15 protein-coding genes are annotated in these 16,246 nt (G+C 37.4%); 8 read left to right on the plus strand and 7 right to left on the minus strand.

Translation table 11 applies throughout. The features are described from left to right. Positions 1–4: 4 nt before the first annotated feature. From EPU_RS02380 to rlmD, 8 genes are all read left to right on the plus strand, one after another. Positions 5–1,381: a UDP-N-acetylmuramoyl-tripeptide--D-alanyl-D-alanine ligase gene (locus EPU_RS02380; RefSeq protein ID WP_010166410.1), complete on the plus strand. Its 1,377-nt coding sequence runs from the start codon at positions 5–7 to the stop codon at positions 1,379–1,381. A 3-nt stretch (positions 1,382–1,384) separates the two neighbouring features. After that, on the plus strand, positions 1,385–2,338 hold the full coding sequence (gene mraY, locus EPU_RS02385) for a phospho-N-acetylmuramoyl-pentapeptide-transferase (protein ID WP_029487852.1): 954 nt from the start codon (positions 1,385–1,387) through the stop codon (positions 2,336–2,338). A 207-nt stretch (positions 2,339–2,545) separates the two neighbouring features. After that, positions 2,546–3,916 (plus strand): UDP-N-acetylmuramoyl-L-alanine--D-glutamate ligase, encoded by a 1,371-nt coding sequence (gene murD, locus EPU_RS02390; RefSeq protein ID WP_029487853.1) that lies wholly within the window; start codon positions 2,546–2,548, stop codon positions 3,914–3,916. Then, positions 3,906–5,066, plus strand: coding sequence for an FtsW/RodA/SpoVE family cell cycle protein (locus EPU_RS02395; RefSeq protein ID WP_044149323.1), 1,161 nt, complete (start codon positions 3,906–3,908; stop codon positions 5,064–5,066). Before murD ends, EPU_RS02395 begins: the two co-directional genes overlap by 11 nt. Before the next feature lie 117 nt (positions 5,067–5,183). After that, on the plus strand, positions 5,184–6,335 hold the full coding sequence (locus EPU_RS02400) for an FtsW/RodA/SpoVE family cell cycle protein (RefSeq protein ID WP_029487855.1): 1,152 nt from the start codon (positions 5,184–5,186) through the stop codon (positions 6,333–6,335). Between the two features lie 21 nt (positions 6,336–6,356). Further along, on the plus strand, positions 6,357–7,076 hold the full coding sequence (locus EPU_RS02405) for a cell division protein FtsQ/DivIB (RefSeq protein WP_010166419.1): 720 nt from the start codon (positions 6,357–6,359) through the stop codon (positions 7,074–7,076). A 6-nt stretch (positions 7,077–7,082) separates the two neighbouring features. Continuing rightward, entirely contained in the window at positions 7,083–8,198 is a 1,116-nt protein-coding gene (gene ftsZ / locus EPU_RS02410) for a cell division protein FtsZ (protein WP_029487856.1), read from the plus strand. Positions 8,199–8,258: 60 nt separating this feature from the next. Beyond that, the gene (gene rlmD / locus EPU_RS02415) at positions 8,259–9,599 is read left to right on the plus strand and encodes a 23S rRNA (uracil(1939)-C(5))-methyltransferase RlmD (protein WP_052296444.1); all 1,341 of its coding nucleotides are present in this window, start codon (positions 8,259–8,261) and stop codon (positions 9,597–9,599) included. A gap of 58 nt (positions 9,600–9,657) precedes the next feature. Here rlmD and EPU_RS02420 read toward each other — a convergent pair whose 3' ends face one another. The 7 genes from EPU_RS02420 to deoC all read right to left on the minus strand — a co-directional run. After that, positions 9,658–10,425, minus strand: coding sequence for a nitroreductase family protein (locus EPU_RS02420; RefSeq protein WP_010166423.1), 768 nt, complete (start codon positions 10,423–10,425; stop codon positions 9,658–9,660). A gap of 21 nt (positions 10,426–10,446) precedes the next feature. Continuing rightward, a complete protein-coding gene (locus tag EPU_RS02425) occupies positions 10,447–11,475 on the minus strand; it encodes a LacI family DNA-binding transcriptional regulator (RefSeq protein ID WP_010166424.1) in 1,029 nt (342 codons plus the stop codon). 94 nt (positions 11,476–11,569) lie between these two features. Next, on the minus strand, positions 11,570–12,754 hold the full coding sequence (locus EPU_RS02430) for an iron-containing alcohol dehydrogenase (protein WP_010166425.1): 1,185 nt from the start codon (positions 12,752–12,754) through the stop codon (positions 11,570–11,572). A 30-nt stretch (positions 12,755–12,784) separates the two neighbouring features. Further along, positions 12,785–13,831 carry a zinc-dependent alcohol dehydrogenase gene (locus EPU_RS02435; protein WP_010166427.1) on the minus strand — a complete coding sequence of 349 codons (1,047 nt, stop codon included), beginning with the start codon at positions 13,829–13,831 and terminating at the stop codon, positions 12,785–12,787. Positions 13,832–13,854: 23 nt separating this feature from the next. Further along, a complete protein-coding gene (locus EPU_RS02440) occupies positions 13,855–14,604 on the minus strand; it encodes an SDR family NAD(P)-dependent oxidoreductase (protein ID WP_010166429.1) in 750 nt (249 codons plus the stop codon). 14 nt (positions 14,605–14,618) lie between these two features. Further along, on the minus strand, positions 14,619–15,599 hold the full coding sequence (locus EPU_RS02445; RefSeq protein ID WP_029487859.1) for an AEC family transporter: 981 nt from the start codon (positions 15,597–15,599) through the stop codon (positions 14,619–14,621). Between the two features lie 64 nt (positions 15,600–15,663). Continuing rightward, positions 15,664–16,246, minus strand: a 583-nt coding sequence (gene deoC / locus EPU_RS11300; protein WP_010166433.1) for a deoxyribose-phosphate aldolase, incomplete at its 5' end; no start/stop codon positions are given.

Genomic DNA, 16,246 nt, shown 5'->3' on the forward strand with positions numbered 1-16,246 from the left:
TGTTATGCAAATATCCATACAAGAACTAGTTCAGGAAACAGGAGGTATTTGTTTAAATAGTGAAGATTCTGGCAATACAGTAATTGAAGAAATCTTTACAGATTCGCGTCAAAAGGTAAATAAGGGGTTGTTTGTGCCGCTAATTGGAGAAAAATTTGATGGGCACGATTATATAGATGATGTGAAAGCGATGGGTGCACTAGCGACTTTAACTTCCAAAAAGAATGATTCGGTGCATCAAGATTTAATTACGATTGCAGTAGAAGATACCCAAAAGGCGTTGTTAGATGTCGCGCGTTATTATAGCTCAAAGGTAGACCGCCCTATTATTGCAATTACGGGAAGCGTGGGAAAGACTACGACAAAGGAAATGGTGGCAGCAGTTTTGGAAACGACGCTTAAAGTGCATAAAACTGTTGGCAATTATAATAATGAAATTGGCGTTCCAAAAACTATGTTTGCTTTATCTGAAGATGACCAAGTCAGTGTGATAGAAATGGGAATGAATCATTTTGGAGAGTTGAGCAGGTTGACTAGCGTTGTTAAGCCAGACTTTGCGGTAATTACGAATATCGGAACGGCGCATATAGAACATCTAGAGTCGAGAGAAGGAATTTTAAAGGCCAAGCTGGAGATATTAGAAGGGTTAAAACCAGAAGGAACCGTAATTATAAATGGTGACGAACCTTTGCTAATGGGAAAGAAGCAAGATAATTGGATAACATTTGGGTTTGATCCAAGGCTGGATTACTGCGTCTCTAACGTTGTAACATATGGCGTATTTACAGAAGCTGTCGTATATACTCCAAACTCTGTGTTTAAAATTAAAATTCCATCTCCGGGAGTGCATATGGCATTAAACGCTTTGATTGCGATCATTATTGCGGAGAAACTTGAAATTCCTAGGGATAAAATTATTAAAGGAATTGCAAATTATAAATCTGAAAAAATGAGAATGAATATTACTAATGTAGGTAATTTCACAGTGATTGATGATACCTATAACGCAAATTATGATTCTATGGTAGCAGCAATGAAGGTTTTGGGAAATTATCTTACCAAAAATAGGAAAATAGCAATTTTGGGAGATATCTTTGAGTTAGGAAAATATAGCGAATCAATTCATCGAAATTTGGGAGAATATATAGCATCATCGAGGATAAATTGCGTATTTACCATAGGCGACGCAGCTGCGTACATTACTGATGCGATTATAAATTCACCAAATAATAAAAATGTGACCAGTAAGCATTTTAAAAATAAGGAATTGTTTATAAAAGAATGGAGCCAGTATATTAACGCTGGTGACATAGTATTGGTTAAGGCATCGAGAGGGATGCATTTAGAAGAAGTCGTAAAAGCGATGAGAAAGGATAAATAAATTATGGAGAGAGATATGATATATGCAGCAGTTATAGCGTTTCTGCTAAATATAATAGTAAGCCCGATAATGATACCTATTTTGCATAGGCTAAAATTTGGGCAAAATGTACGTGATGATGGGCCGCAAACCCATCTAAAGAAATCTGGAACACCAACGATGGGTGGCATTATAATTYTGACTAGTATTTTTATTACGAGCTTGTTATTTTTGCGTGGCAATAGAGAGTTACAGAGTGTGCTATTTATTACGTTTGGTTTTGGAATGATAGGATTTTTGGATGATTATATTAAGGTAGTTAAGAAGCGTTCGCTAGGATTGACTGCGGCACAAAAATTGTTAGCGCAGCTGTTTGTAACTATTGGCTTTGCGTATTTATTAAGATTTTATATAGGAATGGACACCGCTATATTGATTCCATTTAGCAATGGCTTGTTGTTAGATATTGGATATGCGTATTATCCGTTGCTAGTATTTGGCGTGTTGGGCGTGGTGAATGCTGTAAACTTGACAGATGGGCTTGATGGGTTAGCAGCTAGCGTTACGGTTTTGATTGCAACATTTTTTGCTGTAGTTGCGTATGCTTATGGAAGTGGCGCAGACGTGTTTGCAGCGGCGGTGGCAGGTAGTTTGCTAGGATTTTTGTTATTTAATTCGCATCCGGCAAAAGTTTTTATGGGAGATACAGGATCGTTGGCATTGGGAGGATTTGTTGCAGCGATTTCGTTTATACTCAAGATGCCGTTGTTTATTTTGATTGTAGGATTGATATATGTAATAGAAAACTTATCTGTAATATTACAGGTGGGATATTTTAAGATGTATCATAAGAGAATATTTAAAATGGCTCCGATTCACCATCATTTTGAATTATCGGGATGGGAGGAGACAAAAGTAGTGAGCGTTTTTGCTATAATCACAGCAGTGATGTGTCTGATAGGCCTTGTTGCGATTTAATGTGGAGGTGTTGACATGGGTAGTTTAGTAGTATTTGTTGTGGCGCCGATAGTGATATGTACAGTATGTTATTATCTAATTGCTAGAGAAAAATATAAATAAAAATTGTGAAAGGGAAATTGAAAGATGAGCCTAATTTTATTTGTGTTAGCGACAATAGCAATTAGCTTTGTGGGATCTGTAGCGATTTCAAAGGAGGGTTAATTGATGAAAATACTGGTAATTGGATGCGCAAAAAGTGGTATAGGAGCGGCAAAGCTGGCGGCTAATGCGGGGCAAAACGTTGCTATATATGATGATAAGCGATTCGAAGATTTTGCCGATGARACTAAGCAAGCTCTGATAGATTTAGAGAATAAAGGGGTTAAATTATTTTTGGGGAAACGCGATAGTTATATTGATGATATAGAAAAAATTATTGTGAGCCCCGGGGTTCCTCTAGACATTCCGATCATAGAGCATTACCGCAAAGAAAATGTGAACATAGTGGGTGAATTCGAATTTGCAGCTACTTTTTGTAAGGCGCCAATACTTGGAATTACAGGAACTAATGGAAAAACGACAACAACAACACTGGTTGGTGAAATATTTAAGGCATATAATCCAAAAACTTTTGTGGTTGGAAACATAGGATGTGCATTTTCGGAAGAAGTTCAGGATATTACTGCCGATAGCGTTGTGATAGCAGAGCTGAGCAGCTTTCAATTAGAAACAATCGAAACTTTGAGTTGTCAAATTTGTTCGATATTAAATATTACACCAGATCATTTAAATAGACATGGTACGATGGAAAATTATATGGCAGCAAAATATAGAATTTTTGAAAATGGAGGTAAAAATGTAAAGGTTATTCTCAATAAAGAAGATGCGGAGCTTGCAAAACTTATTGGGAAAACCGGCAAAACTGAACTTTTATTTAGTTCGAAAGAATCTGTAGAAAAGGGGGTTTATCTAGAAAATGGAGCATTAGTGGACAATACGCTTGGAGACAACTTTGTGATTTGCAATATAGATGAACTTCATATTTTGGGAGTACATAACTACGAAAATGCGTTGGCGGCAATACTGATGGCAAGAGCATATGGTGTCCCTAGAGAAATTATTAGAAGCGTATTATTAGACTTTAGGGGTGTTGCGCATCGCATAGAGTATGTAACAACAGTATCAGACGTTAAATTTTACAACGACTCAAAAGCAACTAATGTGGGCGCGGCAGTTCCGGGGCTACTGGCAATGCAGTCAAAGATTAGATTGATCGGAGGAGGGCTTGATAAACACATAGAATTTGATGAGTGGGTCGAGTTGTTTGAGGGGCGTGTAGCTAAATTATATATTATTGGAGAAACTACAAATCAGATAATAGAAACTTGCAAAAAGCATGGTTTTCATAACTATGAAGCTTTTGAAACATTTGAGGAGGCAATAAAAGCGGCATATAACGAAGCCAAGAGAGGAGAATGYGTTTTGTTATCTCCGGCTTGTGCCAGCTGGGATATGTTTCCAAGTTATGAAGTGCGAGGTGAAATATTTAAGCAAGTGGCTTTATCTTTGAGAGAGGGTGCAAAGGATGAAAGATAAGAGAATAGACATTGTTTTGGTCATTCTTATTTTGGTAATCGTTTCGTTTGGAGTGCTGATGGTTTATAGTGCAAGTAACTATCATGCGCTGGTGATGTATGGTGATCCATTTAGCCTTGCGAAAAAGCAGGGCATGTTCGCCATACTGGGAATTTGTGCGATGTTATTTATAGGATCTAAAGTAGATTACAGAATTTTTTCGAACATGAAAGTTGCGGGGGCAATTTACATAGCATCGAATGCGTTGGTGGCATTGTTGCCGTTGATTGGACACGAAAGTAAAGGGGCAACCCGATGGATAATGATTGGGCCTATTACTGTTCAGCCTTCAGAATTTGCAAAGATCGCGACGATATTGATGGTATCAGCTTTTATAGTTAATTATAGAAACAAGCTCGAAAAGTGGCCACTTGTGATAGGGGGATTTGCAATTATCGGAGTTCCCGCAATATTGGTTTTGTTTGAAAATATGAGTTCTGCAATTGTAATAGGTGCTGCAGGGGTATTTATTATGTTTGTTGCAACCAAAGATGTGTGGTATTATGTTGCGGGACTTTTTGGAGCTGTGGGAATGGGTTGGCTAGGGCTACATCTTGCAGCAACTACAGATAGAGCAGTAGAAACTACAGGGATTTTGGGAGTAGTTTTTCCTCAATATCGTTTGGACAGGTTTAGAGTTTGGTTGGATCCGTGGATCGATCCGAAAAATGTTGGGTATCAGCCTATTCAATCACTCTACGCAATAGGAGCAGGGGGACTATTTGGACAAGGCCTAGGTAGTAGTATACAAAAACAAGGATTTTTGCCAGAGCCACACAACGACATTATCTTTTCTGTAATTTGTGAAGAGCTGGGTCTTGTGGGAGCGAGTTGTGTGCTTCTTATTTACGCATTGCTCGTGGTGCGAGGATTGATGATTGCAGTTGATGCGGATGACCTATTTGGATCATTGGTTGCGACGGGGTTGGTCGGTCTTGTGGCAGTTCAAGTTTTAATTAATGTGGCAGTAAATACAAATACGTTYCCAACCACAGGAATGCAATTACCAATGATAAGTTATGGAGGAACAGCCTTGGTGGTGTTGCTCTCATCATTGGGGCTATTGCTAAGCATTTCAAAATACTCAAAAATTAAGAAGATTGGAARATAGAAACATATGCCTTCTCTGGTAGCGGAGAGGGCTATTTTTGTGTTAAAAATATGTTGAATATTTCTGAGTCTAAGAGGAGAAAATAATCCCAAGTAAATATGGCAAGAGGTGTAGTCGATGAAAGATAAAAACATAGACATCGTGTTGGTTGTATTAATTTTGGTAATCGTATCTTTTGGAGTRTTGATGGTATATAGTGCAAGCAACTATCACGCGATACTCATGTATAATGACCCGTTTAATATAGCGAAGAAGCAAGCAGTGTTTGCCGTAATGGGAGTGTGTGTGATGCTGTTTATAGGATTTAATGTAGATTATAGGATATTTTCTAATCTGAGAATAGCAACCTTTATTTATATAGCGGCAAATGCGCTAGTGGCCTTGCTCCCATGGATAGGAGATGAAAGAAAAGGTGCGGTAAGATGGATTGTGTTAGGRCCTATAACAATTCAACCATCAGAAATTGTTAAGATAGCCACGCTAATAATGATCTCGGCCTTTATAGTGCATTTTAGGAATAAATTGAGCAATTTTTGGGTTGCTGTTGGAGGGTTTGCGATAGTGGGTATTCCGACAGTGTTGGTGTTGTTTGAAAATTTGAGTTCTGCCATTGTTATAGGCGCGGTTGGGGTTTTAGTGATGTTTGTGGCAACGAAAGAGATATGGTATTACGCTATTGGAGCCGCAGGTGCAGGAGGGTTTGTATGGCTTGCGCTCTATTTGGCCGCAACRACASAGAGCGATGTACCAACAACCGGGATTATTGGAATAATTTTTCCGCAATATAGACTTAATAGATTTAGAGTGTGGCTGGATCCATGGATCGATCCGCTAAGGAATGGGTATCAATCCATTCAGTCGTTATATGCGATAGGAGCAGGAGGATTGTTTGGCCGAGGATTGGGAATGAGCATACAAAAGCAAGGATTTTTGCCAGAGCCACACAACGACATTATTTTTTCTGTAATTTGTGAAGAGTTGGGGTTTGTGGGTGCAGCATGCGTGTTGATAATATACTCATTGTTAATTATGCGAGGGTTGATGATTGCGATAAACGCGTATGATTTGTTTGGATCGTTGCTGGCAGTGGGGTTGGTAGGATTAATAGCAGTGCAAGTGATAATTAATGTGGCGGTAAATACAAATACGTTTCCGACAACGGGAATGCAGCTGCCATTAATTAGTTATGGAGGAACAGCATTGGTGGTGTTGCTTGCGGCGCTGGGGATTTTGCTGAATATTTCAAAGTATTCAAAAATAGAAAAATAGAAAGCAAAGAGAGGAGTGCTAATGTCAAAACAGCTAAAGGTGATTTTGGGAGTAATTTTTGTATTGGCAGTCACGTTTATTTTGCCGATATGGCAAGCKCAGATTGCTCAAATAAATGTACGAAGTTATGGAGAAGTGCCATATTATACGCAACGAGATCTAGAAATAGTTTTGGGGATTTCAAAAAACGCTCATATATTGAATATTTCCAATCGAAAATGGGAAAAATATAAGAAAAGTTTACCTTTTATTGAAAGCTTAAAGATAACCAAAAAGTTTCCAAACTTATTAATTTTAGACATCGTTGAAAAGACTCCTCTAGGATATATTCCATTTAATGGCAGATATGTGTTAGTTGATGACCAAGCTATTGTGCTTGCAGAGTCTGCAAAACCAAATTTTGACTTGCCTGTAATAGAGGGCATAACAATTAATAATTTTACTATCGGTGAAAAAATAAATTTATACAGAGATGATGCGTTACTAACATTAGATTTTATATCACAAACGGCTATAGCATATGGGTTATTTTCGGATATTGATAGCATAAATTTAGTGGATTTGGAAAATATTATATTGAAGATAAAAAAATTAAAAGTTGAGTTAGGTAATGTAGATAATCTAGCTAAAAAAATGAATTGGCTGAGTGAAATCTACAGGGATTATAGTGTGGGAGTCTTGGATCTACGCAATATAGATTCGGGCGAGGCTATATTAACGATAGACGAAAGGATAAAGTGACTTATTATGGAAATGTATGATGTAAGCACAAGTCAAGAAGCGCGTATTAAAGTTATAGGGGTTGGTGGCGGAGGAAATAATGCCGTTGATCGAATGATTACAGAAGGGCTTAGTGGAGTAGAATTTATTACAGTAAATACTGATCACCAAGCACTAGAGAGATCCAAAGCAGATACCAGAATTCAAATTGGCGAAAAAATTACTCGCGGGTTGGGCGCAGGTGCAAATCCGGAGGTAGGGTATCAAGCTGCCGAAGAAAGCCACGAGGCAATCTATGAGGCAATAAAAGATACGGACATGCTATTTATTACTGCAGGAATGGGTGGGGGCACTGGAACTGGTGCAGCACCGGTGATTGCGCAAATTGCAAAGCAAGAGGGTATTTTAACTGTAGGCGTTGTAACGAAGCCGTTTACATTTGAAGGACGCAAGCGAATGGCAACTGCGGAACGCGGAATAGAAGAGTTGATTAAGGCAGTTGACACCCTGGTAATAATTCCRAATGACAGAATTTTAGATGTRATAGAAAAGAATACAACAATAGAAGATGCGTTTAAGAAGGCAGATTCGGTATTACAGCAAGGCGTTGGCGGGATAACTAATTTAATTACGAAGCCGGGGATTATTAACTTAGACTTTGCAGATGTGAGAACTATAATGTGTGACAAAGGCATTGCTCATATGGGAATTGGCCAGGCGAGCGGTGAAAATAGAGTGGATGAGGCAATCAAACAAGCAACTAGTAGTCCTCTTYTAGATACTACAATTAAAGGTGCAGGTGGCGTACTGATCAATATCACAGGTGACTCGACACTTGCAATGTCAGAGTTGAATGCGGGAGCTAGCTTGGTTCAAAATGATGCGGATGTAGATGCAGAAATAATTTTGGGAACATCTGTTAATGAAGAGCTTAAAGATGACATTATTGTTACCGTTATTGCAACAGGATTTGTGGACAAAGAAGTGGTGCCAGTAAGACTTGAAAATAAGAAGAATATTACGAATACACAGTCGGGTTTCAAAAAGGTCGAAACACGTTCGTCAACAAATTCGCATCCGCGTCAAGCATATGAAGGAACTCCAGAGATACCTGTTTTTTTAAGAAATGCCAATAAAAGATAAGTTATTTTTTGGGACACTTATAATGGTGTCCTTTTTATTATGTTGAGTGAAGGAATTATTATGATAAAAAATGAAGAATATATTGTAGAAGTGATAGATATTAATGCCAACGGAGGTGGAGTTGCAAAGTATGAGGGCATGGCGGTTTTTATACCAGGTGCAGTGCCGGGCGATGTGGCTAAAGTAAAAATTATAAAGGTCGCAAAAAGTTATGCAGTGGGAAAACTCCTMGAGCTTGTGGAGGCTTCAGAACATAGAGCAGAACCGCCATGTGTCTATGCTGCTAAATGTGGAGGATGCGTAGCGCAACATATTAAGTATGAGTTTCAGTTAAAATATAAGCAAAAGCAGGTGAAAGATTGTTTAGAACGAATTGGCAAAATTAGGGAGGTAGAAGTGCTTCCTACCATTGCAATGGAAAACCCGATCCATTATCGAAACAAAGCGCAATATCCAATAAGAGAAGTGGATGGCAAAATTCAGATTGGTTTTTACGCAGCAAAGAGTCATCAGGTAGTAGATATTGAGGACTGTGTGATAGGCAATCAAAAAAATGGGGCCATTGTGGATGCGATACGCAAGTTTTTRAAAGATAAYAAGATTTCGATCTATAATGAGGCAACTCACAAAGGTTTGGCACGGCATTTGGTAATTCGAAATAGTATAAATTTTGATGAAGCAATGGTGTGTTTGGTTATCAATGGCAAAAAGTTGCCGCATGCACAGGACTTGGTAGAAAGGCTTCGAGCAATCCCAGGGATAACTGGAATATTGCTAAATCACAACACTGCAAAGGGAAATGTGATATTGGCAGAGCAAACAACAACGTTGGATGGAAGAGATTATATTATGGATAAGATTGGCGAGTTGACGTTCAAAATTTCATTGCTATCATTTTTTCAAGTAAATCCAGTTCAAACTAAAGTATTGTATGATATAGCATTGGGTGTTGCGGCATTGACAGGAAGCGAAACAGTGTTAGATGCGTATTGTGGAATAGGTACAATTTCATTGTTCTTAGCAAAAGAGGCAAAGAGAGTAGTGGGGGTAGAAGCGATTCCGCAGGCTGTTGCCAATGCGAACGAAAATGCACAGATAAATGGAATAGCAAATGTGGAGTTTGTATTGGGGAATGCAGAAGATGTGGTGTTAGGAGAAAAGTTTGATGTTGTAGTTGTGGACCCTCCTAGAAAAGGATGCGAAGAGGACTTTTTAAAAACTATCGTTGCCAACGCACCTGCAAAGATGGTATATATATCGTGTGACCCCGCGACACTGGCTAGAGATGTAAAATTTATGTATGAGAATGGGTACGTTGTTAATAAGGTGCAGCCGGTTGATATGTTTCCTTATACTTCGCATGTTGAGACGTGCGTGCTTTTATCTCGTCTGACAACCTAATGTTAAAAAAAGAAAACTGTACCTGAGAAATTCAAAGTACAGTTTTTTTATATGTTATTTATATAATTGTAACAGTAGGTTTTTTCCTTGTTGGGAGTTTGCTATATACTTCATCGCTGTAGCCAAAACCTATCACCGAATATACTGTTTGCGATTTAGTAATGTTTAAATATTCCTTTAGTTCGGTAGAATTATTGATAAAATCTGCCAAAAAGCCAAGATAGCAAGAGCCGATTTTTTTCGTGTGCATAAGAATAGTTGCCATGCTCATTTTAATCATGCAATCATCATAAGGCTTTACAGCATTTGCCTCAGTATACGCTATTAAAAGATGTGGTGCGTCTACTGTTATCGGGTTTCTGACATTTTTTACAAATTCAATTAACCCTGGAAAAAGATTGTTCTGTTTTAGGTATTCTACCGATATATTAGAAATTTCTTTTACATTGTCATATCCATTTACGAGTACCCACTTAACAGGTTGCTCGTTTTTGGCACTTGCAGTATATTCTAAAGTTTGTAAAATATCCATTATTAATGTTTCTTCAACAAGATTTTCTTTAAAACGTCTGATCGAACGATTGCTTTTGATTAAGTTTTTAATATCATTGTACTCGACGTTTTGATAGGCAGGATTATCTTCGTAATCAATACCTAACAATGAAATAGCAGAAGAGGGACATACAGCCTGACAATGCCCACACAAAATACATGCCCCTGTATTTGAAATAATTGCCTTTTTATTTTGGATTTCAATAAGTCCACTTGGACAAGATTTTTGGCATTTAGAACATCCGATACATTTATTTTCATCTATGTTAATCATAATATTTATTCTTCCTTTTCGTTATTTTAGACAAGCTGAACTGCTTTCTCTTTCTTGGATATAATAAGGTACAGATATTTGAAGGGGTATTGTATGAACTTTGTTTATACGGTTTATTAGAGTTTGTGCTGCAAGCATTCCCATCGTTTTTAGCGGAATATGAATAGTGGAGAGAGTGGGTTTTGTGAAGGCCGACATTTCGATATCGTTTATGCCTATGATAGAGATGTCATTTGGAATTTTTAGACCATTTGTATAACAAGCATTGATTGCGCCAATAGCGATACGATCACTTATACATAATACAGCAGTGACACCGGTTTTGTGCTCTAGAAGTTGTTGCATAGCAAGTTTACCGCCGTTGAGTGTAAGAGAATTAGTGTTAATAAACATGTTTTTGTTGTAGGGAAGATTATAGCTTTGTAAGCTGTCAATATATCCCTTATATCTAATATCATCTTTTTGACCAATTAGAGCAATGTTTCTGTGTTGTAGGTTATATAAATATGAAAAGGCATCTTTACACACCTCATAGCCATCGCAGTATATTTGATCAAAATTGTCATCGAACTTGATGCGCATTTTATTAAGACTAACATAAACAATTGTATTGAAAGATTTTTGCAAAAGAAGTTCGGTTTGTTTATTAGTTCGACCGATTGCTATTAAATTTTTGTTAGAATGATCATCTGCGGCAAGAAGTATGTCTATCGTCCCATCTTCGAGTTCAAAAAGTTCGATGCGTCTTTTTAAGATATAGTTATTTTGGATAGCGTATTCATTGATGCCATCAATAACTTGATCATAAAAGCTGTCGTCTTTGGATTCATTATATGGTCTTGCGCATAAACAATAAAGGAATTTTTTGGGCACTTCAGAGGTATGTGCCCTATTTTTAGAAGTTGATAAAACATATCCATTTTCATCGGCAATTTTTAATATCAGTTGCTTAACGCTATCACTAGCAGCAGTAGTATTTTTATCGTTTAAAACACGAGATACTGTTGCTGTGGAAACATTTGCCATAACGGCTATGTCTTTTAAAGTCATAATCGCCTCCATATAAAAAGTATTTTCTGAATATTAACACAAGTGGTATCAAAAATCAAGAATATTTACGCAAAGAGAGATAAAGTTCTTGTTTTTAGACATTGGCCATATTATAAATAGCTAAAATATCATTTTTATCTAGAGGCTTTAATGCGCCGATTGTTTTGCGCTCGCCGTTATAGGTGCAGCTGTCTACCAATTCGTTTATTTCATCGCTGGTAAATTTTCTGCCCATAAGTTCGGTAATACTGGTTGGCATATTGTATTCTTTGAAAAAGTTTATGGTGCGTTCGATGCCTTCGGTTGCGGCTTCTTTGTCGTTGCAGTTGGAAACTCCAAAAACATTGCGTGCAAACTGTGCAAATCTTTCTACATTGGCATCGCACACATATTTTGCCCAATACCCCCACATAGTAGTAATAGTTGTTGCGTGAATTTTATCATGATAGTGACCAGAAATTTCATGTCCTAGATTGTGTGTAGACCAATCGAATTTACCACCAAGTCCGCCAGATAAGTAAGCATTGGTGCCTGCCCACATTATTTCTGATGCGGCATCATAATTGTCTGTTTCTTTGATAAAAGTAGGTCCTACTTCGAGCAAAGTTTTCATATTGCCTTCGCTGCAAGTATCAGAAACCTTATTTTCTCCTCTGCTAGCGCAATACCTTTCGTGTGTGTGAACAAAAATATCTACAACAGTGCAGTTTCTTTGCATAAGTGGTAATGTATATAATTGTTCGGGATTCATAAAAGCATAAGCTGGGCGGCTAGCATCACTGAAGAGGCTTCTTTTTTGCGCTGTTGCGTCATTTGATAAAACAGATGATGGGTTTGTTTCGCTTCCAGTTGCAGCGGTTGTGGGAATAGCAGCGATCTTAATTGCTGTTGGAGGTGATGGAATTTTCCCTAAATAACAATCCCAAATGTCAATATCTGGGTTTGCGGCACCAACAGCTATTGCTTTGCAGGAGTCTAAAACGCTTCCGCCACCGATCGCAACTAGGCAATCAATAGAGTTTTTATGGCAAATATCAATAGCTTTATAAACGAGTTTAAGTTCTGGATTTGAACGAATATCACTAAATAGAGTTACATTTATAGAGTTCTCTTGAAGTTGTTTGACGATTTTATCAAGAAGACCTTTTTTCTCGGCAACAACATCATAACAAACAAGTGCATTTTTTACATTATCGCGGCTAAGTGTTTCACCAACTTTATCATCCACGCCTTTTCCAAACGCAATTTTTGTATTAAAATTTAGCTCAAAACTATTCATTATATATTTCCCCCTTGAATATAAAAGTAGTTATTCAAAAAATTTAAAACCAACTCTAAATGTTGTTGGAAGAAGTGAATTTTCAAAGGCTTGCTGTGCATTTGTGATTGGGTGAAGCTCAGATAAAAGAGCTGTTTCTGGTTTGATTTTGCCAGCTGCAAGTATTTTTGCCGCTCTCAAAAATGCTCTGTTTTCACTTGCCATAGTGCCGGCAAGTTTCATATTGGAGCTTTGGATTTTGTTAATATCAATGGCAATAGGTTCATCAGGAAATACTTTGCCGAACATTAAATAAGTTCCATTTTCACTGCAAAGTTTAATGCTTTGGGCGATAACAGATGGAATTGCCACAGTGTTTATTACAATCTCGAATCTTTTGCCTCGTGTAATTTTATCAACACTTTCCCATAAATCTGAGGCTTCTGAATTTAAAGCATGATCACAAATTCCCATGTTAAGTGCATTTTGGCGTCTTTGCTCATCTCTCTCGATAATGGTGACAACCGCACCTTTAAGCATTGCGACTTGTGCGTGCATGATGCCGATAATTCCAGCTCCTTGAATAACGACATTATCTCCTAGCTCGATATTAAATTTGTCTTGCCCAGTGATAACGCAAGCTAAAGGTTCGGTAAACATTATTCTTTCGTAAGATATATCATTGGGGAATAAATACGTATTTTTGGCATCAGCAAGTACGTATTCTGCAAGRCCACTACGCCCTTCCACATACTCGAGGTCATGTGTGTATTTGCATCTAGTTCCATCGGCACGACGACAGTTTTCACACACACCACAGTTATGCGTAAGTGCTGCCGCGCATCTTGATCCAATAGGAAAATCTTCTTCTCTTAAAGATGAGCCAATAGCAACGATTTCTCCTGCGAATTCATGGCCGCCAACAAATGGTAATGGCAATGGCATTATTTGTAAAAAWACACGTTGTTCCCAGGTGCAAAGCATTGAYGTTGCGACTCTTATAAGGACATCGGTAGGGCCTGGGGTTGGTATATTTTGATCGATGATTTCTATTTGTTTTGCTGCGGTGATGCATATTGCTTTCATTTTGGAACTCATACTGCCTCTCCTCTCACTTTTAATTACATTGCAGTTTTGCCACCATCCATATTAACAATGGAGCCTACCATGTCATTTGCTAAATCTGAACAAAGGTATACAGCCATGCTTGCGACAGAATCAATACTAACAAATCTTTTTGTAGGTCTAGTGTTAGCTAACGCGTCTTGTTGATCTTGCGGAAAAGCTGCGACCAATGGAGTAAGCATAGTTCCTGGTGCGATAGCGTTAATGTTAATTCCTGTATCGGCATATGCAATGGCGGCGTTTCTGGTTAACCCACCTAAAGCGTGTTTGCTAATACAATAAACTGAACGCAGAGGGTGGCCAGCTGTAAAGGTAGCCTCTGAACCAATATTTACGATTTTTCCTGATTTGTTTTTAAGCATGATTTTAAGTTCTTCTTGCATACAAAGAAAAACACCTTTTACATTGACGTCCATAACAAAGTCATACTCATTTTCTGGCATATCAACAAATGGATGCATAGCACCAGTAACGCCGGCGCAGTTTATAGCAAAGTCAAGTGTTCCAAATCTTGCCAAAATAATTTCCATCGCATTCTTGATATCTGCAGAGTTTCTTGTGTCGCCTTTTATGAAAAGAACTTCTGTTTTCGACTGTAATTCAGCTTCTAATTTTTTATCGAGAGCAGTATCAATACTGAAAATAGCAATCTTAGCGCCCTCATCTGCAAACCTTTTGGAAATACTAGCTCCCAAACCCTGTGAGCCTCCGGTTATAAAAACAACTTTGCCATTAATATTTTTCATAATTTTCTCCTATTCTAATTATTAGCTAATGCGGCAATACTTTCTGGTGGTATGATAAATGATATGATAATAAGTAAAATGATACTGATTATAGTGGAAATACCAATTGCGCTGTTTACGATTTCCACTTCTTCTTCTGAACTAACACCTTCTACGAGTAAAGTAAGTGTAAACATTGGAGGAAGCACGAAGAATCCTATGAACGATAAATCTAAAATGAGACTTGGTTCAAAGAAGAAATCGATAACTAAAAATTTGAATAAAAAGCCTAGTCCAAACATAACAATTAGTCTTGAAATCACAAGTTTCATGCTTTCTTTTAGATATTTTGCTTTAAAGGTAAGTCCATAACCTAAAGTAACTAAGATAAGTGGTGATGCAAGACCAGAAAGAGTCGTGATTGATTTTAGGATACCTAAGCCTATTTCGTTTGAGTTGAGAAGATCTCCAACGCCTAAGAGATTTAAAATCATACCAAAAACCATACTTAAAATAAGCGGTGATTTTATAATATTTTTTGCTGTACTTAAATCAAATTTGTGGGTTTCTGATGTTTCAAATTTAAATAATACTAGATATACAGTCCATACAAACAATTCGTTACCAACGCCAATAAATGAGTAAATTTCTAAATTATCTGTACCATAAATCATRGTGTATAACGCCATACCTACAAGCATAAATCCTGTTCCAGAGCAAATGTATGGATTGAATTTATTCCTTAAAAATGGAATAAAATTACAGAGTTTTCCTCCAACAAGGAATACACATAACATRACGTAACTTAAACCGATCATCAAAAAAGAGTTAGCTTCGATGTGCATGAATAATGTCATATTAAAAAGTGTGCAAGGTAAGCAAATATTAAGTAAGAATTTTTTWATTTCAGCTATTGTTGCTGGCAAAATATATTGCTTGTAATTTAGAATTTTTCCTAAAATAACTAAAACAATTATAGGTAATACCGGACCTAACATATTAATTATTTCTAACATATTTTAAATTTCTCCTTTCTATGTTGGGTAAGCAAGTCTAAARCATAYTGGCTAATATATATCTTTAGTAAGAATTTGGATCCGCTGCGTTGTTGCTGGCAATACCTCTTGCCTCGTCATAAATAGAATCAGCAAAACCATATCCAAGACCAAGTTTATGCGCACCCATATCAAGGAATTTTTGTGCTGTTGGATAATCAAAAATACCAGGTCCAGAAACTTTAACTTTTGCGCGACCGTTAGCTGTTTTTAACATGATGGCAACTGCTTCTTCTGTTACTGGCTCAAAGAAACCGGTGCAAGTTTTTATGTATTCCGCACCGCATTCGATAGAAACTTCGGTAGCTTTGGCAATTTCTTCGGGTGTTAAGTATCCAATTTCAAAGATAACTTTAACGATGGCATCATATTCATGAGCTTTGGTAACAACTCCACGAATTTCATCCGCAACAATATTCCAAAGTCCAGAACGAGCGTAACCATAGTTCATGACCATGTCGATTTCTTTGATGCCTTTTTTACAATAAATTTCAGTAAGAGCAATTTTAGCTTCTAATCCACCTGTTCCATGAGGAAAATCAAGCACGCAACAAGGTACAGTGTCGGAATCTTTACAAAGTTCAACAGCAATATCTATATCGCAAGGC

It is taken from the genome of Candidatus Epulonipiscium viviparus, assembly GCF_000171335.1.
Lineage (GTDB): Bacteria > Bacillota > Clostridia > Lachnospirales > Cellulosilyticaceae > Epulonipiscioides > Epulonipiscioides viviparus.